17 protein-coding genes are annotated in these 22,405 nt (G+C 63.9%); 9 read left to right on the top strand and 8 right to left on the bottom strand.

Annotation, left to right across the window (positions count from 1 at the left end; translation table 11 throughout):
- Positions 1 to 99 precede the first annotated feature (99 nt).
- The 6 genes from recC to ACF8R4_RS00720 all read left to right on the top strand — a co-directional run bounded on the left by recC (position 100) and on the right by ACF8R4_RS00720 (position 11,753).
- A complete protein-coding gene (recC, locus tag ACF8R4_RS00745; RefSeq protein WP_392491474.1) occupies positions 100 to 3,579 on the top strand; it encodes an exodeoxyribonuclease V subunit gamma in 3,480 nt (1,159 codons plus the stop codon).
- Positions 3,576 to 7,250, top strand: a complete 3,675-nt coding sequence (gene recB / locus ACF8R4_RS00740) for an exodeoxyribonuclease V subunit beta (protein ID WP_060500013.1) — start codon at positions 3,576 to 3,578, stop codon at positions 7,248 to 7,250. Before recC ends, recB begins: the two co-directional genes overlap by 4 nt.
- On the top strand, positions 7,247 to 9,322 hold the full coding sequence (recD, locus tag ACF8R4_RS00735) for an exodeoxyribonuclease V subunit alpha (RefSeq protein WP_060500012.1): 2,076 nt from the start codon (positions 7,247 to 7,249) through the stop codon (positions 9,320 to 9,322). Before recB ends, recD begins: the two co-directional genes overlap by 4 nt.
- Before the next feature lie 100 nt (positions 9,323 to 9,422).
- Positions 9,423 to 9,989 (top strand): YfiR family protein, encoded by a 567-nt coding sequence (locus ACF8R4_RS00730; RefSeq protein WP_060500011.1) that lies wholly within the window; start codon positions 9,423 to 9,425, stop codon positions 9,987 to 9,989.
- Entirely contained in the window at positions 9,986 to 11,257 is a 1,272-nt protein-coding gene (locus tag ACF8R4_RS00725) for a diguanylate cyclase domain-containing protein (protein ID WP_060500010.1), read from the top strand. Before ACF8R4_RS00730 ends, ACF8R4_RS00725 begins: the two co-directional genes overlap by 4 nt.
- A gap of 4 nt (positions 11,258 to 11,261) precedes the next feature.
- On the top strand, positions 11,262 to 11,753 hold the full coding sequence (locus ACF8R4_RS00720; RefSeq protein ID WP_060500009.1) for an OmpA family protein: 492 nt from the start codon (positions 11,262 to 11,264) through the stop codon (positions 11,751 to 11,753).
- A 30-nt stretch (positions 11,754 to 11,783) separates the two neighbouring features.
- Here the strand turns inward: ACF8R4_RS00720 and ACF8R4_RS00715 are convergent, their stop codons facing one another.
- A complete protein-coding gene (locus ACF8R4_RS00715) occupies positions 11,784 to 12,734 on the bottom strand; it encodes a LysR family transcriptional regulator (RefSeq protein WP_060500018.1) in 951 nt (316 codons plus the stop codon).
- Positions 12,735 to 12,866: 132 nt separating this feature from the next.
- Between ACF8R4_RS00715 and ACF8R4_RS00710 the strand changes: the two genes are divergently transcribed.
- Together ACF8R4_RS00710 and mmsB are read left to right on the top strand one after the other, a co-directional pair.
- Positions 12,867 to 14,393 (top strand): CoA-acylating methylmalonate-semialdehyde dehydrogenase, encoded by a 1,527-nt coding sequence (locus ACF8R4_RS00710; protein WP_060500008.1) that lies wholly within the window; start codon positions 12,867 to 12,869, stop codon positions 14,391 to 14,393.
- A gap of 9 nt (positions 14,394 to 14,402) precedes the next feature.
- Entirely contained in the window at positions 14,403 to 15,290 is an 888-nt protein-coding gene (mmsB, locus tag ACF8R4_RS00705) for a 3-hydroxyisobutyrate dehydrogenase (protein WP_027609099.1), read from the top strand.
- A gap of 90 nt (positions 15,291 to 15,380) precedes the next feature.
- Here mmsB and ACF8R4_RS00700 read toward each other — a convergent pair whose 3' ends face one another.
- Both ACF8R4_RS00700 and dmeF read right to left on the bottom strand, forming a co-directional pair.
- Positions 15,381 to 15,725: a cupin domain-containing protein gene (locus ACF8R4_RS00700; protein WP_003258412.1), complete on the bottom strand. Its 345-nt coding sequence runs from the start codon at positions 15,723 to 15,725 to the stop codon at positions 15,381 to 15,383.
- 96 nt (positions 15,726 to 15,821) lie between these two features.
- Positions 15,822 to 16,757: a CDF family Co(II)/Ni(II) efflux transporter DmeF gene (gene dmeF, locus ACF8R4_RS00695; RefSeq protein WP_060500007.1), complete on the bottom strand. Its 936-nt coding sequence runs from the start codon at positions 16,755 to 16,757 to the stop codon at positions 15,822 to 15,824.
- A 70-nt stretch (positions 16,758 to 16,827) separates the two neighbouring features.
- Here dmeF and ACF8R4_RS00690 point away from each other — a divergent pair, with 70 nt between their 5' ends.
- The gene (locus ACF8R4_RS00690) at positions 16,828 to 17,103 is read left to right on the top strand and encodes a metal/formaldehyde-sensitive transcriptional repressor (RefSeq protein ID WP_060500006.1); all 276 of its coding nucleotides are present in this window, start codon (positions 16,828 to 16,830) and stop codon (positions 17,101 to 17,103) included.
- Positions 17,104 to 17,324: 221 nt separating this feature from the next.
- On the opposite strand, the gene ACF8R4_RS00685 is transcribed toward ACF8R4_RS00690, so the two are convergent.
- From ACF8R4_RS00685 to ACF8R4_RS00665, 5 genes are read right to left on the bottom strand one after another with little or no spacing between them, the layout of a single operon-like run.
- Positions 17,325 to 18,257: a phosphatidate cytidylyltransferase gene (locus ACF8R4_RS00685; RefSeq protein ID WP_060500005.1), complete on the bottom strand. Its 933-nt coding sequence runs from the start codon at positions 18,255 to 18,257 to the stop codon at positions 17,325 to 17,327.
- 1 nt (position 18,258) lies between these two features.
- Complete coding sequence (locus ACF8R4_RS00680) at positions 18,259 to 18,882, bottom strand: lysophospholipid acyltransferase family protein (protein WP_060500004.1); 624 nt, start codon at positions 18,880 to 18,882, stop codon at positions 18,259 to 18,261.
- A gap of 10 nt (positions 18,883 to 18,892) precedes the next feature.
- The gene (locus ACF8R4_RS00675; RefSeq protein ID WP_104833948.1) at positions 18,893 to 19,324 is read right to left on the bottom strand and encodes a hypothetical protein; all 432 of its coding nucleotides are present in this window, start codon (positions 19,322 to 19,324) and stop codon (positions 18,893 to 18,895) included.
- Complete coding sequence (locus ACF8R4_RS00670; protein ID WP_392491467.1) at positions 19,321 to 20,634, bottom strand: phosphatase PAP2/dual specificity phosphatase family protein; 1,314 nt, start codon at positions 20,632 to 20,634, stop codon at positions 19,321 to 19,323. Before ACF8R4_RS00670 ends, ACF8R4_RS00675 begins: the two co-directional genes overlap by 4 nt.
- Positions 20,635 to 22,389 carry a bifunctional alpha/beta hydrolase/class I SAM-dependent methyltransferase gene (locus tag ACF8R4_RS00665; RefSeq protein WP_060500001.1) on the bottom strand — a complete coding sequence of 585 codons (1,755 nt, stop codon included), beginning with the start codon at positions 22,387 to 22,389 and terminating at the stop codon, positions 20,635 to 20,637. It abuts the gene before it with no gap.
- Positions 22,390 to 22,405 lie beyond the last annotated feature (16 nt).

Raw genomic sequence — 22,405 nt, 5'->3', positions numbered from 1 at the left:
CCGGACAGGAAAAGATTTGTCTCCAAGCGTGCCACGGTCCGTGCCACGCCCCGTGATATGGTTCCGCATCTGAACCAACTGCCTTCCAGGGAATGCTCAATGGCTATTACCACGCTCCACCCAGGTTTCATGATCGTCCACGGCAACCGCCTCGATGACCTACGCAGCCTGGTGGTGAGCTGGATGCGCCGTTACCCCTTGGCACCTTTGGAAAACGAAATCGCCCTTGTCCAAAGCAATGGTATCGCCCAATGGCTCAAACTGGCCCTGGCTGAAGACCCGCTGGAAAATGACCTGGGTGGCTGCGGCATCGCTGCCGCAATCGATGTGCAATTGCCTGGCAGCTTCATGTGGCAGCTGTACCGCAGCGTGCTGGGCCATGACGAAATTCCCGAAGTATCCCTGCTCGACAAGGCCCCACTGACCTGGCGCCTGATGCGCCTGCTGCCAGCCCTGATAGAGCGCCCGCATTTCGAGCCGCTGCAGCGCTTCCTCAATGACGACAGCGACCTGCGCAAGCGCTACCAGCTCGCCGAGCGACTGGCTGACCTGTTCGACCAGTACCAGGTCTACCGCGCCGACTGGCTCAAGGACTGGGCTGCCGGCAATCATATCCTCAATACTGCCCGTGGTGAGCGCAAAGCCCTGCCGCCGGGCAATCGCTGGCAAGCCGAGTTGTGGCGAGCCTTGTTGGAGGATGTTGGTGAGCAGGGGATGGCTCAAAGCCGCGCCGGGGTACATCAGCGCTTCACCGAGCGCATTAACAACCTGGAACAGGCACCTGCGGGGCTCCCATCGCGGGTGATCGTATTCGGCATTTCCTCGTTGCCTGCACAGGCCCTGGAAGCATTGGCAGGCCTGGCGCGCTTTAGCCAGGTATTGCTGTGCGTGCACAACCCCTGCCGCCACCACTGGGCCGACATTGTTGCCGACAAGGACCTGTTGCGCCACCAGTACAAACGCCAGCAACGCAAACAGGGCATGCCCCTGCAACTGGACGAGCAGTCGCTGCACCAGCATGCTCATCCGTTGTTGGCTGCCTGGGGCAAACAGGGCCGCGACTACATCAACCTGCTCGACAGCTATGACGACCCAGGCAGCTACCAGGGTGCGTTCAGCGATGGGCGCATCGACCTGTTCAGCGACGGCTCGCCCACCACATTGCTCAACCAGTTGCAGGACGACATTCTTGAACTGCGCCCGCTCGCCGAAACCCGTGAGCTGTGGCCGCCAGTCGACCCAGGCAAAGACCGCTCGATCCGCTTCCACATTGCACACAGCCCGCAACGCGAAGTGGAGATTCTCCATGACCAGCTGCTGGCCCGCTTCAGCGCCGACCCTACGTTGCGCCCGCGTGACGTAATCGTCATGCTGCCAGCCATCGACACTTACGCGCCGCATATCCGCGCCGTGTTCGGCCAGTTGCAGCGCAATGACCCGCGCTACATCCCGTTCACCCTCACCGATCAGGGACAGCGCGGGCGTGAGCCTTTACTGATCGCCCTTGAACACTTGCTCAAACTGCCGGATAGCCGTTTCGCGGTGAGCGAAGTGCTCGACCTGCTTGACGTACCGGCAGTCCGTGCCCGCTTCGGTATCCGCGAAAACGACTTGCCTACGCTGCACCGCTGGATCGAGGGCGCCGGTATCCGTTGGGGCCTCAACGCCGAGCAGCGGGCCAGCCTGGGTTTGCCCGCCGGGCTTGAACAGAACAGTTGGCGCTTCGGCCTGCGGCGCATGCTGCTGGGCTATGCCGTAGGTGTGGGAGAGGCCTGCGACGGCATCGAGCCCTACGATGAAATCGGCGGCCTGGACGCAGCACTGATTGGTCCGCTGGTTGCACTGCTCGATGCACTCGACGTCGCTTGTCAGGCATTTTCCGAGCCCGCCACTGTCAGTCAGTGGGGAGAGCGCCTGCACGCCTTGCTGCAGGTATTCTTCCTCGCCGAGGATGAGCACGACGAATTCCTGCTGATGCAGCTACAGGACCTGCGCGATGGCTGGCTCGAAGTGTGCGAGGCTGTTGGGCTGAATGATCCGTTGCCGCTGACCGTGGTGCGTGAAGCCTGGCTGTCAGGCCTCGACCAGGGCAAGCTGTCGCAACGCTTCCTCGCCGGTTCGGTTAACTTCTGCACCCTCATGCCCATGCGCGCCATCCCGTTCCGCGTAGTCTGCCTGCTGGGCATGAACGATGGCGACTACCCGCGCGCCCAGCAACCACTGGACTTCGACCTGATGGCCAGCGATTACCGCCTCGGTGACCGCTCACGCCGCGAAGACGACCGTTACCTGCTGCTCGAAGCGCTGCTGTCGGCACGTGACCAACTGTATGTCAGCTGGGTTGGGCGCAGTATCCGCGACAACAGCGAGCGCCCCGCCTCGGTACTGATCGGCCAGTTGCGCGATCACATCGCTGCGGGCTGGCAGTTGACCAGCGTCGAGCAAGGGCAACCCGCGCAGCCGGGCGAGCACCTGCTGCACGGACTGACCCAGGAGCACCCGCTGCAGCCGTTCAGCCCCCGCTATTTCCAGAAGGGTAGCCCGCTGTTCAGTTTTGCCCACGAATGGCAGGTGCTGCACCAGCAAGGCGAGGAGCAAGGGCAGGGCGACCCAGGCTTGCCACCTTATCTCGACGATGAAGCCCTGAGCCTGACCCAGCTGAATGACTTCCTGCGCCACCCGGTAAGGCACTTCTTCAGCCAGCGTTTGAAGGTGTACTTCGAAGCATTGGAGGCGCCGACCCCGGACGAAGAACCTTTTGTCCTCGATACCCTGCAACGCTACGGTGCCAGTGAGAGCTTGCTCGGCGCCGCCCTGGCCGAGCCGGGCAACGCCGAACAGGCCTTGCAGGCCCAGGCCCGGCGCCTGCAAGCCTGCGGTTTGTTGCCACTGGCCGGCTTCGGCGAGCTACTGCAAAACGAGCTGATCGAACCGCTACCTGACCTGCTGCAACGTCACCAGCAGTTGCTGCAACGCTGGCCACAGCTGGTCGAGGGCGCTTTGCCGGTGCATTTCGAGCACGGCCAGCACCGGCTCGAAGGCTGGCTGGGCCGTGTGTTCCAGGCGAATGACCAGAGCCTGCTCAGCATCACCACCGTACCCAACACCATCAGTGCCGGGCGCAACAACCTCAAGTGGCACCGGCTGATTGCCCCTTGGGTCACGCACTTGGCCGCCTGTGCGGCGGGCTACCCGTATAACAGTGCGCTGGTAGCCAGTGACCTGACCCTGTTGCTTGCCCCGCTGCCGCCCGAGCAGGCCACGCAACTGTTGGGCGATTTGCTGGTGGCCCGTCAGGCAGGGATGAATGCGCCTCTGCCCGTTGCAGCCAAAACCGCGTTTGCATGGTTGGCCCAGGACGATGCCGACAAGGCCCTTGCCGCCGCAGCCCGCGCCTACGAAGGCGACGAGCGCACCAGCTTTGGCGAGCGTGGTGAAAGCATTGCCCTGGCTCGCCAGTTCCGTGACTTTGCCGCACTCACCGCTGACGAAACCTTCGAAGGCTGGTGCGAAACCTTGTACCGCCCGTTGTTCACCGCCCCTTGGCAGACCTTGGGCAATCCGGAGAAAGGCGTATGACCCAGGCCCGTCCCTTGGCACTGAGTTTCCCCCTGCACGGCAGCCAGCTGATCGAGGCCAGCGCCGGTACGGGCAAGACCTTCACCATTTCGGCGCTGTACCTGCGCCTGATCCTCGGCCACGGTGGCGAACAGGGCTTCGACCGCGAGCTGCTACCACCACAAATCCTCGTGGTGACCTTTACCGACGCTGCCACCAAAGAGCTGCGCGAGCGCATTCGTGCCCGCCTGGCTGAGGCTGCACGGTTTTTCCGTGGTGAACTGGAAGGCGCCGACCCGTTGTTGCATCAGCTGCGTGACGATTATCCACAAGAGGCCTGGCCGCGTTGTGCCGGCCGCCTGGAAATCGCAGTGCAGTGGATGGACGAAGCGGCGGTATCGACCATCCATGGCTGGTGCCAGCGCATGCTCCGCGAGCATGCCTTCGACAGTGGCAGCTTGTTCACCCAAACCCTGGAAACCGACCACAGCGAGCTGCTGGGTCAGGTGATGCGCGATTACTGGCGGCGTTTCTGCTACGGCATGCGCGGTGATGCGCTGGCCTGGGTCCGCAGCAATTGGGGGAGCCCCGATGCCTTGCTGCCGCGCATCCGCCCGCTGTTTGGCCGTATACGCGCTCAGCACGACGGGCCAGAGCCCGCTGCGTTGATCCAGGCGTCGCTGCAGCAACGTGGCCAACAGCTGGCCCAGCTAAAGGCGCCGTGGGCGCAGTGGGCCGAAGAGCTGCGCCAAATCTGCCGCGATGCACTGGCCGCCAAGCAGGTCGACGGCCGGAAGATGCAGGCCCGTTACTTCGAACCCTGGTTCGACAAACTTTGCGCCTGGGCAGCCGATGAGCAACAGGTGGAGCTCGACCTGGGTACCGGCTTCACCCGCCTCACCCCGGCGGGCATGGCTGAAGCCTGGAAGGGCGAACCGCCCGAGCACCCGGCCCTCGACGCCATGCAGACGCTGCAACAGCAATTGCAGGCCTTGGACAACCCAGATGCGCCGTTGCTTGAGCATGCTGCCGGCTGGGTATCGACGCGATTCGAAGTGGAAAAGCGCCGCCGTGCGGAAATGGGCTTCGACGACATGCTCGTGCGCCTGCAGCACGCCCTGGCCAGCGAGGCCGGTGAGCGCTTGGCCAGCCTGATTCGCGAGCAGTTTCCGGTCGCGCTGATCGACGAATTCCAAGACACCGACCCGGTGCAGTACGGGATTTTCGAGCGCATTTACCAGATCAGCGAAAACCGTGCGCAAACCGGCCTGTTCATGATCGGTGACCCCAAGCAGGCGATTTACGCCTTCCGGGGTGCCGACATTTACACCTACCTTGCTGCGCGGCGCGCCACCAGTGGCCGCCTGCACAGCCTGGACACCAACTACCGCTCCAGCAAAGCCATGGTCGCGGCGGTCAACCAGGTGTTCCTGCAGGCCGAAGCGCGTGAAACGGGGCGGGGTGCATTCCTGTTCCGCGAAGCTGATGACAACCCGTTGCCGTTCGTCGAGGTGCATGCCAAGGGCCGTAGCGAACAGCTATTGATCGACGGTGAGGCCAGCGCAGCCCTGCAGTGCTGGCAGCTGGAAAGCGAAGAGCCGGTTTCCAGCAGCGTCTACCGCCAGCAACTGGCCGCCAGCTGCGCCAGCCATATCGTCGCCTTGCTCAACGGTGGCCAGCAGGGCACGGCGGGCTTCCAGAATGCCGAGGGCGAATTGCGCCCCTGCCTGCCTTCGGACATCGCCATCCTGGTGCGTGATGGCCATGAAGCACAGATAGTTCGCGCCGAGCTGGCCGCGCGTGATGTGCGCAGCGTGTACCTGTCCGACAAGGATTCGGTGTTTGCCGCCCAGGAAGCCCACGACCTGCTGGCCTGGCTCAAGGCCTGCGCCGAGCCAGACTCGGAACGCCTGCTCAAGGCCGCACTGGCCAGCCTCACACTGGGCCTGTCGCTGGCCGAACTGGACCGGCTGAACCAGGACGAGCGGGTCTGGGAAGGCTGGGTCATGCGTTTTCGCCTTTACCGCGACACCTGGCAGCGCCAAGGGGTGCTACCGATGTTGCGCCACCTGCTGCACGACTTCCACCTGCCGCGCACGCTGATTCGCCGCAGTGATGGCGAACGGGTGTTGACCAACCTGCTTCACCTGGCCGAGCTGTTGCAGCAGGCTGCAGGTGAGCTGGACGGTGAGCAGGCGTTGATCCGCCACCTGGCCGAGCACCTGGCCAGTTCCGGCCAGGCCGGTGAAGAACAGATCCTGCGCCTGGAGAGCGACGAACAGCTGGTCAAGGTCGTAACGATCCACAAGTCCAAGGGGCTGGAATATCCCTTGGTCTATCTGCCGTTCATCTGCACCAGCAAGCCTGTCGACGGCACCCGACTGCCGTTAGCCTGGCATGACAGCGACGGTAATGCCCACCTCACACTCACGCCGAACCAGGAGCAGATCGAGCGCGCCGATGACGAGCGCCTGGCCGAAGACCTGCGCCTGCTCTACGTAGCCCTGACCCGTGCACAGCATGCTTGCTGGCTGGGTGTGGCCGACCTCAAACGTGGCAACCAGAAGCGTTCGCAGCTGCACCGCTCGGCATTTGGCTACCTGCTGGGGGGCGGCCTTGCTCTGGCCGGATCGACGCAGTTGACGGACTGGTTGCAGGCGCTGGCAGCGACGTCCCCGCATATCACCTGCCCAGGTCTGCCGCAGGCGGATGAGCAGGTGTATCGCATGCCGCATGCCGAGCGTGAGCTGCTGCCCGCACGCAAGCCTCGCCGCGCAGCAGCCGAGCATTGGTGGATCGCGTCGTACAGCGCCCTGCGCGTCGGCGACCAGACCCTCGGCGCCGACAGCTCGCAGGCCCAGCAATTGCTGGATGACGAGGTGCTCGATGCCCAGGTGTTGCGCGAGGTCCCGCCCGAGAGCGGCGATATCCACCGCTTTCCACGGGGGCCGAACCCGGGCACCTTCCTCCATGGCCTGCTGGAATGGGCTGGGCGCGAGGGCTTCAGCCAGGTCACCGGCAACTCACAGCTGATCGAGCGAACCGTTGGCCAGCGATGCAACCGCCGTGACTGGACCGGCTGGATTCCCACGCTCACCCAGTGGCTGCAACGCTTGTTGAGCGAGCCGCTGCCGTTGCCGGGCAACGACTTGAGCGTAACGCTCGGTCAGTTGCGCCATTACCAGATCGAAATGGAGTTCTGGTTCGCCAGCCACCAGGTCGACGCCGAACAACTCGATCGCCTGGTCGCTCGCCACACCCACCCTGGCCTGTCACGCCCGGCAGCGCAGCCGACCGTGCTCAACGGGATGTTCAAAGGCTTTATAGACCTGGCGTTCGAGCTGGATGGGCGGTACTACGTGACCGACTACAAGTCCAACTGGCTGGGCCTGGACATCCAGGCCTACGACACAATGGCCATGGAAAAGTCCATCATCGAGCACCGCTATGACCTGCAGTACGTGCTGTACCTGCTGGCCCTGCACCGCCAGCTGCGCGCACGTCTCCCCGATTACGATTACGACCGCCATGTCGGTGGCGCCCTGTTCATCTTCCTGCGAGGCGCCAGCAGCAGCGGCCACGGCGTGTACCACGCCAAGCCACCGCGTGAGCTGATTGAGCGCTTGGATGCGCTGTTCCGTGGCGAGCGCGCGCCCGCACAGCAGGACCTGTTAGCCGGAGTCGCGCCATGAGCCGAAGCCTAGTCGACCTTTTGCCCACGCCATTGCACGCCGAGCACCTGTTGGCGCTGGCACCTCAGCATGACAGTGGTGACCTGCTGCAACTGCTCGACCGCTGGGTGGAGCGGGGATGGCTGCGTGCCCTGGACCGGGCATTCGTGTCGTTCCTTGAAGAGCGCGCCCCTGGCAGTGACCCCTTGCTGTTGCTGGCGGCAGCGTTGGCCAGCCACCAACTGGGCCATGGCCACGTGTGCCTCGACTTGCAGCAAACCCTGGCCGAGCCCGACTTTGCGCTGTCGCTGCCACCGGAGGGTGACGCCTTGACTGGCCCTCTGCTGTTACCCTCGCAGCTGCTGGCCAACCTCGACTTGAATGCCTGGCGACAGCGCATTGCCGCCAGCTCGCTGGTGGCACTCGGCGATAACCCAGGCCAGCAAGCGCGGCCGCTGGTGCTCAGCGGCGAGCGCCTGTACCTGCGCCGTTACTGGCGCTACGAGCGGCGTATCGACCATACCCTGCGCCAGCGCCTGACCCAGGCCGAATCGCCGCTGACCGACCTGTCAGATCGCCTGTCGCAGCTGTTCGCGGGCGGTGCGCCAGCAGGCCAGGTGGACTGGCAGAAGCTGGCGTGTGCGCTGGCCACCCGTGCCGGTTTCAGCATCATCACGGGCGGCCCCGGCACGGGTAAAACCACGACCGTCGTACGCCTGCTGGCCTTGCTGCAGGGGCCGGCGGTAGAGCTGGGCAGGCCGCTGCGCATACGCCTGGCAGCGCCGACCGGCAAGGCTGCTGCGCGCCTGACCGAATCCATTGGCCAGCAAGTCGAGCGGCTGCAAGTCAGCGCCGAAGTCCGCGGGCAAATTCCCACTGATGTCAGCACCGTACACCGGCTGCTCGGCAGCCGCCCAGGCTCGCGGCACTTCCGCCACCATGCTGGCAACCCGTTGCCGCTGGATGTGCTGGTGGTCGACGAGGCGTCGATGATCGACCTGGAAATGATGGCCAACCTGCTCGATGCCTTACCGCCACGGGCACGCTTGGTGCTGCTGGGGGACAAGGACCAGTTGGCCTCTGTCGAGGCCGGCGCGGTGCTGGGGGATTTGTGCCGGGATGCCGAGGAGGGCTATTACTCGCCGGCAACTACCGCTTGGCTGGAACAGGTCAGCGGCGAGTCGCTGGCCGGCAGCGGGCTCAAGGCTGGTGATGAGCAGCGCAACCCGCTTGCCCAGCAGGTGGTAATGCTGCGTTTTTCACGACGCTTCGGCGAAGGCAGCGGGATTGGTCAACTGGCCAGGCTGGTCAATCGCCAGGACGCCTACGCGGCACGCAACCTGCTGTCCACGCCACCGGACGACGTGCACAGCCTGGCGCTCAAGCACGAGCAAGACCGTGCTTTTGACCGCCTGCTGCTCGACGGCCTGAACCGTGGTGCCGAAGGCCCGCAAGGCTATCGCAGCTACCTGCGCACCCTTGGCCGCTACAGGCCGGCACTCGAAACCGCATTTGACGACCCGGCATGGGAGCAGTGGGCGGGCAAGGTGCTGCACAGCTTCGAGGCCTTCCAGTTGCTCTGCGCGGTACGTCGCGGCGCCTGGGGGGTCGAAGGCCTCAACGAGCGGGTGGCGCGGGTGCTGCACAATGCCGGGCTGATCGACAGCCAGCAGCCCTGGTACGAAGGGCGCCCGGTGCTGGTGACCCGCAATGACTACGGCCTGGGCCTGATGAACGGTGACATCGGCATCGCCCTGCGCCTGCCGGATGAGCAAGGCGAGCCGCTGCTGCGCGTGGCCTTCCCGCGTAACGATGGCAGTGGCGGGGTGCGCTTCGTCCTGCCGAGCCGGCTTAACGAAGTGGAAACGGTGTTCGCCATGACCGTGCACAAGTCCCAAGGCTCGGAGTTCAGCCACACCGCACTGGTTTTGCCGGATGCGCTCAACCCGGTGCTGACCAAGGAACTGGTGTATACCGGCATCACCCGCGCCAAGCACTGCTTCAGCCTGGTCGAGCCACGCCAGGGCATTTTCGAAGAAGCGGTGGCGCGCAAGGTACGGCGTATTTCCGGGTTGATGCTGGAGCAGGTCTAGGGGCATGCAACCTGATGCACCTGGCCGCTCTTCCATACAAGGAAGCGGCCATGTGCTATCGTTGCGCCGTTACCGGAAAGGACCATAAGAGATTTCCCACATGAACGTGGCCGGGAGGCGAGCGCCAAGCTGTGCACTGTCGCTGTTGCTGGCCGCCCTGTTCATTTCCATGGGCTGCGCCCGGGCAGATACTGCCACAACCACTGCCCAGGCCCAGCAACGCGCCAAGGCCGTAACCCAGGTCGTACTGGGTATCTTCAGCTATGCCCGCTGGCCGGTCGAACCATCCCCCTTGCGCTTGTGCCTGGTTGGCCCCACCGAGTATGCCGATGACCTGATCAAAGGCCATGTACAGGAGTCCGGCCGCCCGCTGCAGGTGCGGCGGCTGCTGGCAGAGGATACCCAGGTCGCCCAGGCCTGCGATGCCATCTACATTGGCAAGCTTGACCAGGGCCAGCGCGACAAACTGTTCGAGCGCATCAGCGGCCACCCGGTTCTGAGCATCAGCGAAGCGAACGACCCCTGCACGGTCGGCAGCCTGTTCTGCCTGAGGGTCAGCGACCAGCAGGTGGCCTTTGAAGTCAACCTGGATTCGGTGGCGCGTTCCGGCGTGCGCATTCACCCCAGCGTGCTGCAACTGTCGCGGCGCCGGGCGGTGCAGCCATGAAGCCGACCCGCAAGCAGGGCGTGCGCCCGACCCTGCGTTCGGTGCTGGGCCGTGGCCACCTCAGCGTTGCCTTGCTCGCGGTAGGCCTGGCCGGTATTTCGCTTACGCTGCTGGGTGTGCTCGCCCTGCGCGTCTATGCCAATCACAACCTGCACCTGATCGCCCGCTCGATCAACTACACCGTAGAGGCGGCGGTGGTGTTCGATGACAGTGCAGCGGCCAACGAATCACTGGCGCTGATCGCCAGTAACGAGGAGGTGGCCGAAGCCAAGGTCTTCAACAACGAAGGCGAACTGCTGGCGCACTGGCAACGCGGTGATACGGGCATGCTCGGCAAGCTCGAAGTGCAGGTGGCCACGGCCTTGCTGGATGAGCCGGTCAACTTGCCGATCCTGCACCAGCAGCAAAAAGTCGGGCACACCGAACTGGTCGGCCAGGGCCGTAGCCTGCTGTTGTTCCTGCTCAGCGGTCTGGCCGGAATTCTGTTCTGCACGATACTCAGCGCTTTGGCTGCCCAGTATCTTTCGCGGCGCCTGCTCAGCAATATCACCCGCCCGCTGCGCGGCCTGGCCAGTGTCGCCCACGCCGCCCGCCGCGAACGCAGCTTCGACCGGCGCGTGCCGGAAGCGCCAATTGCCGAACTCAACGAACTGGGCAACGACTTCAATGCCCTGCTCGACGAACTGGAGGTGTGGCAAAGCCACCTGCAGAACGAAAATCAGACCCTGGCCCACCAGGCCAGCCACGACAGCCTTACCGGTTTGCCCAACCGCGCTTTCTTCGAAGGGCGTTTGAGCCGCAGCGTGCGTAATGCGGCGCGGCAGCAGGATCACCTGGCGCTGCTGTTCCTCGACAGCGACCACTTCAAGCAGATCAACGACACCCTCGGCCATGCCGTGGGCGACGAAGTGCTGATCAGCGTCGCCGACCGTGTGCGCGCCCAGGTGCGTGAACACGACCTGGTAGCCCGCCTGGGTGGCGACGAGTTCGCGGTGCTGCTGACGCCGTTGCAGTCGCGCCAGGACGCCGAACACATTGCCGACAAGATCGTGGCCAGCATGAAGCTGCCGGTGCAGCTGGACAGCGGCCGCAGTATCGCCACCTCGTTGAGTGTTGGTATCGCCTATTACCCTGATGATGGCGCTGACCCCGCCAGTCTTCTCAATGCCGCCGATGCGGCGATGTACGAGGCCAAGCGTAAACGCCGTGGCCATTGGCAAGTGGCGCAGACGGAACGGTCCGCCAGTGAAATCAAGAACAGGAGTTGAACCCGTGATGCACGCTATACGTTTTCCCCTGTGGGCCTTGTTGCTCGCCGTGCTGGCGCTGACCGGTTGCCAGAGCGCCCCCCCCAAGGGCCTTACCCCTGAACAGATTGCCGTACTCAAGCGCGAAGGCTTTACCCCCACCGATGAAGGCTGGGCCTACGACCTGTCTGGCAAAGTGCTGTTCGGCAGCGACCTTGACAGCCTAAACGGCCAGAGCCAGGCGATTGTCGAGCGCATTGGCAAGGCGCTGCTGGGTGTTGGTATCCAGGGCGTTCGGGTAGACGGGCATGCCGATTCGTCCGGCAAGGCGGCGTATAACCAGCAACTGTCCGAGCGCCGTGCCCAAAGTGTGGCCAAAGCGCTGGTCGGGGTGGGCATGCAGGCCCAGAACATTCAGCGCCGTGGCCTGGGCAGCACGCAACCGGTAGCAGACAACCGCACCAGCGCCGGGCGTACCGAGAACCGGCGGGTGTCTATCGTGGTGGCGTCTTACTGACTGGGTATATCAGGGCGCAGAGCGCCCTGATCATTCCTGAGCAAAACTCATCTCCCGCGTTCCCCCCATCAGCAACGGTGCATTCGCCTCGGTCACCCCCCGGATGTAATCCCACAGCAGGGTTATCCGCTTCAACTTCCTCAAATCTTCCCGGCAATACATCCAGAACTGCCGCGTCACCTCGATCTCCTCCGGCAACACCGTCACCAAACGCGGGTCCTGCGCAGCCAGGAAACACGGCAATATCGCCAACCCACGCCCCTGCAACGCCGCCGTGTACTGCGCAATCACACTGGTGCTGCGCAGGTGCGCAGTGGCACCGGGAATCAGGTTGGCAAGGTACAAAAGCTCCGAACTGAACGCCAAATCATCCACGTAACTGATAAAGGGATGTTTGGCCAAGTCCGCCACCTGACGAATCGGCGCGTGGCTGTCCAGGTAATCCTGCGTCGCATACAGCCGCAAGCGGTAATCACAGAGCTTGCAGCATACATAAGGCCCATGCTCCGGCCGCTCCAGCGCGATGACGATGTCCGCCTCACGCTTGGACAGGCTGATGAAGTGCGGCAGCGGCAGGATGTCCACCGAAATCGCCGGGTAGGCATCAACGAAGTGGCTCAGCTGCGGGGTAATGAAGAAGCTGCCAAAGCCCTCGGTGCAGCCCATGCGTACATGCCCCGACAGCGCCACGCCCGACCCGGATACCTGCTCGCAGGCCATGTGCAGCGTGCTTTCGATCGACTCGGCATAGCCCAGCAGGCGCTGACCTTCGGCGGTGAGCACAAAGCCGTTGGTCCGCGATTTTTCGAACAGCAACGTACCCAGCGCCCCCTCCAGCGAGCTGATGCGCCGCGACACCGTGGTGTAGTCCACGCTCAGCCGTTTGGCGGCACTGCTGGCCTTGCGGGTGCGGGCCACTTCAAGGAAAAACTTCAGGTCGTCCCAGTTGAGTGCGCTCAGGGATGTGAGGTCTTTTTGCATGATGATCCGGTTTTTTTGTGCGTTCTTGTTGGATGTTTGCACATCTATACTCGAAAAAAGCCTCAGGACGCCACCTTGCGTTTGCTTGGCGCTGGCGATCTCGTCCCGACAATAATTCCAAGGAGAACGCAGATGAACGCACCGCAATCCCCGAACCCGACCAAGGTCGAGCAGGTCAAGCTGCTGATCGACGGCCAATGGGTCGAGTCGAAGACCACCGAATGGCGCGACATCGTCAACCCTGCCACCCAAGAAGTACTGGCGCGCGTGCCGTTCGCCACTGTCGAAGAAGTCGACGCTGCCGTGGCTGCTGCCCATCGCGCTTTCCAGACCTGGCGCGACACCCCGATTGGTGCACGCATGCGCATCATGCTCAAGCTGCAGGCGCTGATCCGCGAACACACCAAACGTATTGCCCAGGTGCTCAGCGCCGAGCAGGGCAAAACCCTGGCTGATGCCGAAGGCGATATCTTCCGTGGGCTGGAAGTGGTCGAGCACGCCGCCTCCATCGGCACCTTGCAGATGGGGGAGTTCGCCGAGAACGTCGCAGGCGGTGTCGATACCTACACCCTGCGCCAGCCGATTGGTGTATGCGCCGGCATCACCCCGTTCAACTTCCCGGCGATGATCCCGCTGTGGATGTTCCCCATGGCCATCGTCTGCGGCAACACGTTCGTGCTCAAGCCGTCCGAACAGGACCCTCTCTCGACCATGCTGCTGGTCGAGCTGGCGCTGGAAGCTGGCGTACCGGCGGGTGTGCTGAACGTGGTGCACGGTGGCAAGCAAGTGGTGGATACCATTTGCACCCATCAAGACATCAAAGCCATTTCCTTCGTAGGCTCCACCGAAGTCGGCACCCACGTGTACAACCTGGGCAGCCAGCACGGCAAGCGCGTGCAGTCGATGATGGGCGCCAAGAACCACGCCGTTGTGCTGCCCGATGCCAACCGTACGCAAACCATCAACGCCCTGGTCGGTGCTGCCTTCGGCGCTGCAGGCCAGCGCTGCATGGCCACCTCGGTGGCGGTGCTGGTGGGCAAGGCTCGCGAATGGCTGCCGGATATCAAGGAAGCGGCCAGCAAGCTCAAGGTCAATGCCGGCTGTGAGCCTGGCACCGATGTAGGCCCGGTAGTGTCCAAACGCGCCAAGGAGCGTGTGCTGGGCCTGATCGAAAGTGGCATCAAGGAAGGCGCCAAGCTGGAGCTCGACGGCCGCGATGTCAAGGTGCCGGGCTACGAGCAGGGCAACTTCGTCGGCCCAACCCTGTTCTCGGGCGTGAAGACCGACATGCAGGTGTACACCCAGGAAATCTTCGGCCCGGTGCTGGTGACCCTGGAGGTCGATACCCTCGACGAGGCCATCGCCCTGGTCAACGCCAACCCGTTCGGCAACGGCACCGGCCTGTTCACCCAGAGCGGCGCGGCCGCGCGCAAGTTCCAGAGCGAAATCGACATCGGCCAGGTCGGTATCAACATCCCGATCCCGGTACCGGTACCGTTCTTCAGCTTCACCGGTTCGCGTGGCTCCAAGCTCGGAGACCTCGGCCCGTACGGCAAGCAGGTGGTGCAGTTCTACACTCAGACCAAGACCGTCACCGCCCGCTGGTTCGATGACGACAGTGTGAATGACGGTGTGAACACCACCATCAGCCTGCGCTAAGGAGACGTCATGCGTATTGCATTCATTGGCCTCGGCAACATGGGCGCGCCCATGGCCCGCAACCTGATCAAGGCCGGGCACCAACTGAACCTGTTCGACCTGAACAAAACCGTGCTGGCCGAGCTGGCAGAACTGGGCGGGCAGATCAGCCCGTCGCCCAAGGACGCGGCGGCCAACAGCGAGCTGGTCATCACCATGCTGCCGGCGGCGGCCCATGTGCGCAGCGTATACCTGAACGACGACGGTGTGCTGGCCGGCATTCGCCCCGGCACGCCAACCGTGGACTGCAGCACCATCGACCCGCAGACCGCACGCGATGTGTCCAAGGCCGCAGCGGCCAAGGGTGTGGACATGGGCGACGCGCCAGTGTCCGGTGGCACCGGCGGCGCGGCTGCGGGCACCCTGACCTTCATGGTCGGTGCCAGCGCCGAGCTGTTCGCCAGCCTCAAGCCAGTGCTGGAGCAGATGGGCCGTAACATCGTGCACTGCGGTGAAGTCGGCACCGGGCAGATCGCCAAGATCTGCAACAACCTGCTGCTGGGCATCTCCATGATCGGCGTCTCCGAGGCCATGGCCCTGGGTAACGCCCTGGGCATCGACACCAAGGTGCTGGCCGGCATCATCAACAGCTCGACCGGGCGTTGCTGGAGTTCGGACACCTACAACCCGTGGCCGGGCATCATCGAAACGGCGCCGGCATCGCGTGGCTATACCGGTGGCTTTGGCGCCGAGCTGATGCTCAAGGACCTGGGGCTGGCCACCGAAGCGGCACGCCAGGCACACCAGCCGGTGATCCTCGGGGCCGTGGCCCAGCAGCTGTATCAGGCCATGAGCCTGCGCGGCGAAGGGGGCAAGGACTTCTCGGCCATCGTCGAGGGGTATCGCAAGAAGGATTGACGAGCGAGGTGGGCTTCTTCGCGGGCCAGGTGGCCTTCCCTCTGTAACTGCGCACCAGAGGGAAGAGCGCCTGCCCCGCGATTTTTTTTGTCAGGCGAAAACGAAATACTTGCGTACAGTCTCGACCACTTCCCAGGTGCCTTTCATCCCCGGTTCGATGACGAACACGTCACCGGCTTTCAGGTGCTTCGGCTCTTCGCCTTCCGGGGTGATGATGCAGTAGCCATCGAGGAAGTGGCAGAACTCCCACTTCTCGTAGTTGACCTCGAACTTGCCCGGGGTGCAGATCCAGGTGCCCATGATCTTGCTGCCGTCGGCCGACAGGTAGGCATTGAGGTTGACGGTGTGCGGATCGCCGCCGATGCGCTTCCACTTGGTGGCGTCCACGACCGGCGTCGGGCAGGTTTCGCGCAGGACGGTGATGAAATCGGACATGGCACAACTCCTGGTGACTGGCTGAATGACTCGTCACCATAGGGCTATCGGCCGAGCCGCAGTTGCCTGGGCTCGACGTCCAGCTGTCTGGTCGCGCTATGCCAGGCGGTTTACCTCGACGGTGACGTGCGCCAGTTCTTCATGCACACCCAAGGCCTGGCGCACGCTGTCGGCGCTGAGGGCACTTGAGGTGGCCAAGCCAAGAATGCAGGCGTACTGGTCCTTGCCCACCCGCCATACATGCAGGTCGGTGATACTGGCCGGCACCGGCAGCTGCGCCACCACTTCGCGGATTTCTGCTACCACCGGCGCGTCCATCTCCGCATCCAGCAGCACCCGGCCGGTATCGCGCAGCAGGCCGCGGGCCCACAGCGCCACCAGCAGTGCACCCACCAGTCCCATGACCGGGTCGAGCCAGCTGGCGCCCCAGAACTTGCCGGCCAGCAAGGCAACGATGGCCAGCACCGAAGTGGCGGCATCTGCCATCACGTGCAGGTAGGCCGAGCGCAGGTTCAGGTCGTCGTGGTGATGGCCGTGGTCATGGTGATGGTCGTGCCCATGATGATCATGATGGTGATGGTCATCGCGCAGTAGCCAGGCACAAATCAGGTTGACCGCAAGGCCGATCACGGCGATGAAGATGGCCTCGTCATAATGGATCGGCCCCGGTGTCAGCAGCCGCTCCACCGACTGGAACACCATCAGCCCGGCCACGCCCAGCAACAGCAGCGCGCTGGAATAACCACCGAGAATCTCGATTTTCCAGGTACCGAAGGCAAAGCGTCGATCAGCGGCATAGCGCCGTGCGGCGGCGTAGGCCAGTAGCGACAGGCCAAGGGCCAGTGCGTGGGAGCTCATGTGCCAGCCGTCGGCCAGCAGTGCCATGGAGTTGAAGAACCAGCCACCGGCAATCTCCGCCACCATCATCACGGCGGTCAGCCACACCGCCAGGCGGGTCTTGCGCTCGGCGCCCAGGTTGCTGGTGTGGAACTGATGGCTGTGCTGCCAACGGTCTGAGGTTTGTGTCGCCATGGTTTATCATGCTCCCGGAAGATCGAGAAATATACTATACCCCAGTATACCTAGCATGGTGTGGAATCCAATGGCACATACCCTGAAGAGCAAGAAGCAACTGCTGACCCGGGTGCGCAAGATCAAGGGCCAGGCCGCTGCGCTTGAGACGGCGCTGGAGCAGGACAAGGACTGCCTGGCGATCCTGCAGCAGATCGCCGCCGTGCGCGGCGCGGTGAACGGGTTGATGGCCGAAGTGATGGAAGGGCATATCCGCGAACATCTGGTGGCGGACGGGCTGAGCGCCGAGGAGCGCCAGGATGAGGCGGACAAGGTGGCGGCGTTATTGCGGTCTTACCTCAAGTAAGTTTTGTGGTGTGCCACGCCCCTCAATGAAGGAGCAACTGTGTTGTTCTGACGCTGAAGTTTGCGCGGTCTCTGTGGGAGCGGGCTTGCCCGCGAACACCGGCGAAGCCGGTGCCACGCACCGCGTCGCATTCTTCGCGGGCAAGCCCGCTCCCACAGGAGTCGTGCAGGTTTCTGGATTTTGGGCAGAGCCTCTGATGAATACCCCCCAGGGGTATGTGGCTACGCCCACCAATACCGCACAAAGTGGAAGAACACCGGCGCCGCAAAGCACACCGAGTCCATGCGGTCGAGCATGCCGCCATGGCCTTCGATCATGTGTCCCCAGTCCTTCACCCCACGGTCGCGCTTGATCGCCGACATCACCAGCCCGCCGAAGAAGCCCATGGTGTTCACGGTCAGGGCCATCAGTGCGGCCTGCCAGAAGGTGAACGGGGTGATCCAGCACAGCAGGGCGCCTATCAGGGTGGCCAGTGCCACGCCGCCGGCCAGGCCTTCGACGGTTTTGGACGGCGACAGGTTGGGGGCCACCTTGTGTTTGCCGAACAGTTTGCCGCATACGTACTGCAGCACGTCGCTGATCTGCACCACCAGGATCAGCCAGGCGATCAGCAGCAGGTTGCGGCCCTCGTAGCCCGGGATCTCCAGCGTCATCAAGGCCGGCACCGATGACACGCAGTACACCGCGATCATCAACCCCCACTGTACCTTTGACGCACGTTCAAGGAAGCGTGTGGTATCGCCGCCAAAGCTGGACAATATCGGCAGCAGCAGGAACAGGTACACCGGGATGAAGATGCTGAACAGGCCGTACCAGTCCATGGCGATGAGCACGTACTGCACCGGCAGCGCCACATAGAACGCCGCCACCAACGCCGGGTAGTCGCTGCGCCGGGTCGGGGTAAGGGTCATGAACTCGCGCAGGGCGTAGAACGACACGCCGTAGAACAGCACGATCACACCGTACTTGCCGAACAGGAAAGCGATGCCGATGACCAGCACCATCACCCACCAGGCGTTGATGCGGGCGTTGAGGTTGTCGATTACCGCGTGTGGCGCTGGGCCTGCCCGCCACTTGAGCAGGCGGCCGATCACGCTGGCGAGCAGCAGCAGGGCGCCGATGCCGGCGAACAGGGAAAGGGTGTTGTCGTCCATGTCAGGCATCCTTCGGGGCCAGGGTCAGCAGGGCCTGGCTGGCCCGCGCTAGAAAGGCCTGCTTGCTTTCATCAGCCTGCAGGTGCAACGGTTCGCCAAAGCTCAGTGTGCAAAGTAGGGGCAACGGAAGGGCACGGCCCTTGGGCATCACCCGGTTGAGGTTGGCGATCCAGACCGGCACCAGCTCGACGTCGGGGTTGGCTGCCGCCAGGTGGTACAAGCCGCTTCTGAACGGCATCAGCGGCTCGTCACCCAGGTTGCGCGTACCTTCCGGGAAGAAAATCAGCGAGTCGCCCTGGGCCACGGCTTCGAGGATCGGTTGCAGCGGGCTGCCCTGGCCTTCACTGCGTTGCCGATCAATCAGCACGCCGTTGAACACCTTGCGAATGAGAAAGTCGCGAATGCCCGGTTTGGCCCAGTAGTCCGCGCCGGCCACCGGGCGGGTGCGCTTGCGCAGCGGCTGCGGCAGGGAGGCCCACAGCAGCACGAAGTCACCGTGGCTGCTGTGGTTGGCGAAGTACAGGCGCTGCACCGGCAGCGGCGTGCAACCCAGCCACAGGGCGCGGGCGCCGGTGATCAGGCGGGCGGCGGAGGTGATGACATAGGCGGTCAGGTTGGCGAGCATGGGGCGTTCGTTATCCCTTCAAAGGCAGTGTCAGCAGGGTAGCCAAGGCTAGCGAGAGCTGCAGGCCCAGGCATACGGCCTGACGGCGCAACAGGCCTAGTGCGGCCTGGCTGCGGGCAGGCCATGTGCGGCCGTCGGTGGCCTGTGGTTTGAGTTTCAGTTCGAAGAGGGCGTGGTCCAGGGCCTGGGTGTCTGCCGCCAGGTCTTCGCTATTGGCTAGGTGGGCAAACAGTTCGGCATCGATCGCCACGCGGATGGCCCAGTACTTGTGCAGCATGCCGAGCGCCAGCAGCACGCTGCACAGCACGCTGGCCAGCGGTGCCAGAGGGAGACCCAGCAAGGGGGTGAGGCCATAGGCTAGGGCCAGCAGGGTGAGGCCGTCGGACAGGCGTTCCAGCTGCTTGCCTCGGCCCAGCAGGCTGGCCACTACACGCAGGTTCATGGCTGTGCTCCCAGTTGCTGGAGAGCCTGGCGATGCGCGTTGCGCAGGACGATGCCGGGGCGTGCTTTACGGATAAGGGATTCTGCCTGCTGGGCGTCATCGCAGCGGCCGGTCACCACCAGCCAGGCCGCCACGGCGCTGGCGCTGCGTGAATAACCCAAAGCGCAGCAGACCAGCACGGGGCCTTTGGCATGGCAGTGTTCGATGGCGTTAGCGGCCTGCTGTAGCAGGATGCCGTCGGGTGCTATCAGGTCAAGGGTGGGGAAATGCAGGTAATCCTGCGTAGCCAATACTGTGCACGGCAGCTCCGCACACAAATCGACAATCGCAGCAAATTGCTCTCCCTCGCCACGTCCTGGAATCCGCCCAAGGTACACGCCATCGCATACCTCATCCGCCTGCGGGTGGCGCCTCGTCCACATCCGCGAATTGAGCCACGTACCTGCCAGATAGGGCGCTAGTAGCCACCGGCCGGCATTCGACAAGTGCCCGTCGGAACCCTTTTGAAAACCGCCCGCCCCGAACACGGCATAGTTCAGCGCCACCAGCCCCAGCGACACGGCCGGCCAACTTAACCACAGCCCGGTACCGCCCAGCGCAACAGCTGCAAGCGCACACAGCAGCGCGCCCACAGCATAGCAACCGGCGATCTTCCAACGCTTGGCATCCCGTGCAAGGTGGGCCGCTTGAAAAGGCAGGCGCCCCTGACATGGCCACAGCCACAGGCAGGCAAACCCCGCCAGCGCCCCCGTGGGTACATCGATGAAATGATGCTGCCAAGTGGTCAGCACCGACACCCCGATCAGCGCCATCCAGCCATGCATCAGCCAACGCCAGGGCTGGTGTTGCACATGCCGGGCAAACATCGTCCAGATGACCACCAGCAAAGCGATGTGCAGCGAAGGCGCCTGGTTGAAGGGCTTGTCGAAGCCCATCAACACATCGAACAGCCAGCCGAACAGCCCGTCCAGGTCCGGTCGCTCGAAGGTGAAGCGCAACGGCCACAGCAGGAAGCAACTGACGCTGATCACCTGTGCGCTGAGCAGCGCCAGCGCGTGGCGGTCCATTTCCTGGCGTGTGCGCGGCAGCGGGAAGGACAGCCCGTAGAGCAGGTCGATCGACCAGTATGGGATGATCGTCCAGGGCCACAGCGGCATGCCGTGCTCCCAGCCGAACACCAGGCTGCCGACATCACTGCGCCCGGCCGTGTAATGGTTCGCCAGCCCATAGCTGAGGAAGAACAACGGCCCCAGCAGCAGAAGCCAGAACACGCCCCGGCGAATCAGCCCAGGCTCGCGTGGCAGGCTCACTCAGCGTACCCGCTGTGCCAGGCTGACGCTGAAAATGCCCCATTCATCGATACGCTGGGCCAGCTTGCGGAAGCCCGCTGCCTCGACCAGCTGGTCCATCTCGGCCTGGCTGCGGCGGCGCATCACCCAGGCCTCGCCACCCCGATGGCTGGTGAGGGCGCGGGCAATCATCTCCAGTTGCGGGTGCCACGGCTGGCCGGTGTAGACCAGGTAGCCGCCATCCTCTACGGCGTCGGCCAGCCCGGCCAACGAGTCGCCCACCAGCTGGTTACTGGGGAAGAGTTCGTACAGCCCTGACACCACGGCCAGCGATGGGGGTTGTTCAAGTGTGGCCAGGCTCTGGCGAGCGAAAGCATCGCCCTGGACGAAGCGGGCGATGTCGGCCAGGCCCTTTTCGCTGATCAGCGCGCTGCCTTGCTGAACGTTCAGTTCGCTGTAGTCGCGCAGCAGGATCGAATCCGGCAGCTGCTCAAGGTCTTGCAGGGCTTCGAGGATGTAGCGGCCATGGCCGGCGGCAATATCGACAATGTGCACGGGCCGTTGTTGTTCACGCAGGCGGGCGATGGCCAGGCGCAGCAATTCTTCGACGTGCAGCTTGCGCTGGCGAATGCCACGCCAGCCGATGGCGTCGAGGTAGTTCTGGTCGATCAGGCGGCCCAGTTTGCCCTTGCCGGTCGGCTGGTTGCGGTACACGTAGTCGAGGGTGCTGCCCGAGTCGAAGCCGGTGTCGAAGCCCAGCTTCACGCCTTCGGACAGCCCCTTGCCCAGCTGCAGGCCCGCGCGGGTGGCGCGCCAGTAAAGGTCGCGGGGCGAATTGCGTGGCAAGGGTGCGGCCAGGCCCTCGGCCTCGGCGCAGCTGGCGCCGGTCTTGTCGGCATCCAGCAATGACGGCTGTGCGGCGGGGTGGGTGAAGCAGTGTTCGACAAACCGTTCGATACGCCTCAGCGCATGGGCCCGATCACGTTCACCCAAGGTGTCGTGGAAGAACCCGGGCAGTATGTGCATTTCCTTGCGAGCACTGCCCAGCCGTTCGAAAAAGCGCTCCTGTGGCTGGCGCTCGACCACGAAGTCGGCCCCCGAGACCAGCAATTGGGTCGGTACCTGAATGGCCTGAGCGTCTGCTACTACCCGGTCGGCGGCTTCGTACAGGCCCAGCAGCATGGTCACTGAAATCGGCCGACTGATCAGCGGGTCGGCCACGTACGACATCACCCGCTCCGGGTCATGGGTAAGCAGGCGCGGCTTGACGTAGCTGTTGACGAAGAAGTTGCCGCGCAAGGCCTTGAGCAGTTTCAGGCCGGGGCGGGCGAACGGCACGTACAGCTTGACCTTGAATGCCGGCGAGGCCAGCACCAGGCAGCGCACCTTGGGCGCGTAGTCGTGCGCCCAGGTGGCAATCAGCACGGCGCCGACGCTTTGCGCCAGCACCACCACGTCCTGCTCGGCGATACCGTGGTGGGCCTGGATATGTTCGATGAAGGTTTGCACGTCGCGCACGCTGGTGGCGAACCCCGGGCTGTCGCCGCGCGCACCTGGCGACTGGCCGTGGCCGCGCGCATCCCAGGCGAAGAAGTCGTAGCCCGGCATGTCCAGTTCATCGGCCAGGTGGGCCATACGCCCGCCGTGTTCATGGCCTCGGTGGAACATCACCACGGCCCGGCGTGGCTGGTGTTCGTTGCGGGTGGCAGGCCAATGACGGTAGTGCAGCTCGACACCGTCATGGGTGGAGAAGTGCAGCGCTTGCGCTTGGCGCATGGTCAACGTCCTTTTG

Origin of the sequence: Pseudomonas sp. FYR_2, from assembly GCF_043106425.1 — a bacterium.
Taxonomy (GTDB): Bacteria; Pseudomonadota; Gammaproteobacteria; order Pseudomonadales; family Pseudomonadaceae; genus Aquipseudomonas; species Aquipseudomonas monteilii.
Note: the sequence above shows the minus strand (reverse complement) of the source record. Positions and strands in the feature narration are given on the sequence as shown.

Bases quoted from the DNA above. Each gene is read 5' to 3' on its own strand.
- ACF8R4_RS00675 (WP_104833948.1), bottom strand. From the start codon at position 19,324: ATGAACCTGCGTGTAGTGGCCAGCCTGCTGGGCCGAGGCAAGCAGCTG.
- recC (WP_392491474.1), top strand. From the start codon at position 100: ATGGCTATTACCACGCTCCACCCAGGTTTCATGATCGTCCACGGCAAC.
- dmeF (WP_060500007.1), bottom strand. From the start codon at position 16,757: ATGGCGACACAAACCTCAGACCGTTGGCAGCACAGCCATCAGTTCCAC.
- ACF8R4_RS00715 (WP_060500018.1), bottom strand. From the start codon at position 12,734: ATGCAAAAAGACCTCACATCCCTGAGCGCACTCAACTGGGACGACCTG.
- recB (WP_060500013.1), top strand. From the start codon at position 3,576: ATGACCCAGGCCCGTCCCTTGGCACTGAGTTTCCCCCTGCACGGCAGC.
- ACF8R4_RS00700 (WP_003258412.1), bottom strand. From the start codon at position 15,725: ATGTCCGATTTCATCACCGTCCTGCGCGAAACCTGCCCGACGCCGGTC.
- mmsB (WP_027609099.1), top strand. From the start codon at position 14,403: ATGCGTATTGCATTCATTGGCCTCGGCAACATGGGCGCGCCCATGGCC.
- ACF8R4_RS00730 (WP_060500011.1), top strand. From the start codon at position 9,423: ATGAACGTGGCCGGGAGGCGAGCGCCAAGCTGTGCACTGTCGCTGTTG.
- ACF8R4_RS00725 (WP_060500010.1), top strand. From the start codon at position 9,986: ATGAAGCCGACCCGCAAGCAGGGCGTGCGCCCGACCCTGCGTTCGGTG.
- ACF8R4_RS00665 (WP_060500001.1), bottom strand. From the start codon at position 22,389: ATGCGCCAAGCGCAAGCGCTGCACTTCTCCACCCATGACGGTGTCGAG.
- recD (WP_060500012.1), top strand. From the start codon at position 7,247: ATGAGCCGAAGCCTAGTCGACCTTTTGCCCACGCCATTGCACGCCGAG.
- ACF8R4_RS00680 (WP_060500004.1), bottom strand. From the start codon at position 18,882: ATGCTCGCCAACCTGACCGCCTATGTCATCACCTCCGCCGCCCGCCTG.
- ACF8R4_RS00685 (WP_060500005.1), bottom strand. From the start codon at position 18,257: ATGGACGACAACACCCTTTCCCTGTTCGCCGGCATCGGCGCCCTGCTG.
- ACF8R4_RS00690 (WP_060500006.1), top strand. From the start codon at position 16,828: ATGGCACATACCCTGAAGAGCAAGAAGCAACTGCTGACCCGGGTGCGC.
- ACF8R4_RS00710 (WP_060500008.1), top strand. From the start codon at position 12,867: ATGAACGCACCGCAATCCCCGAACCCGACCAAGGTCGAGCAGGTCAAG.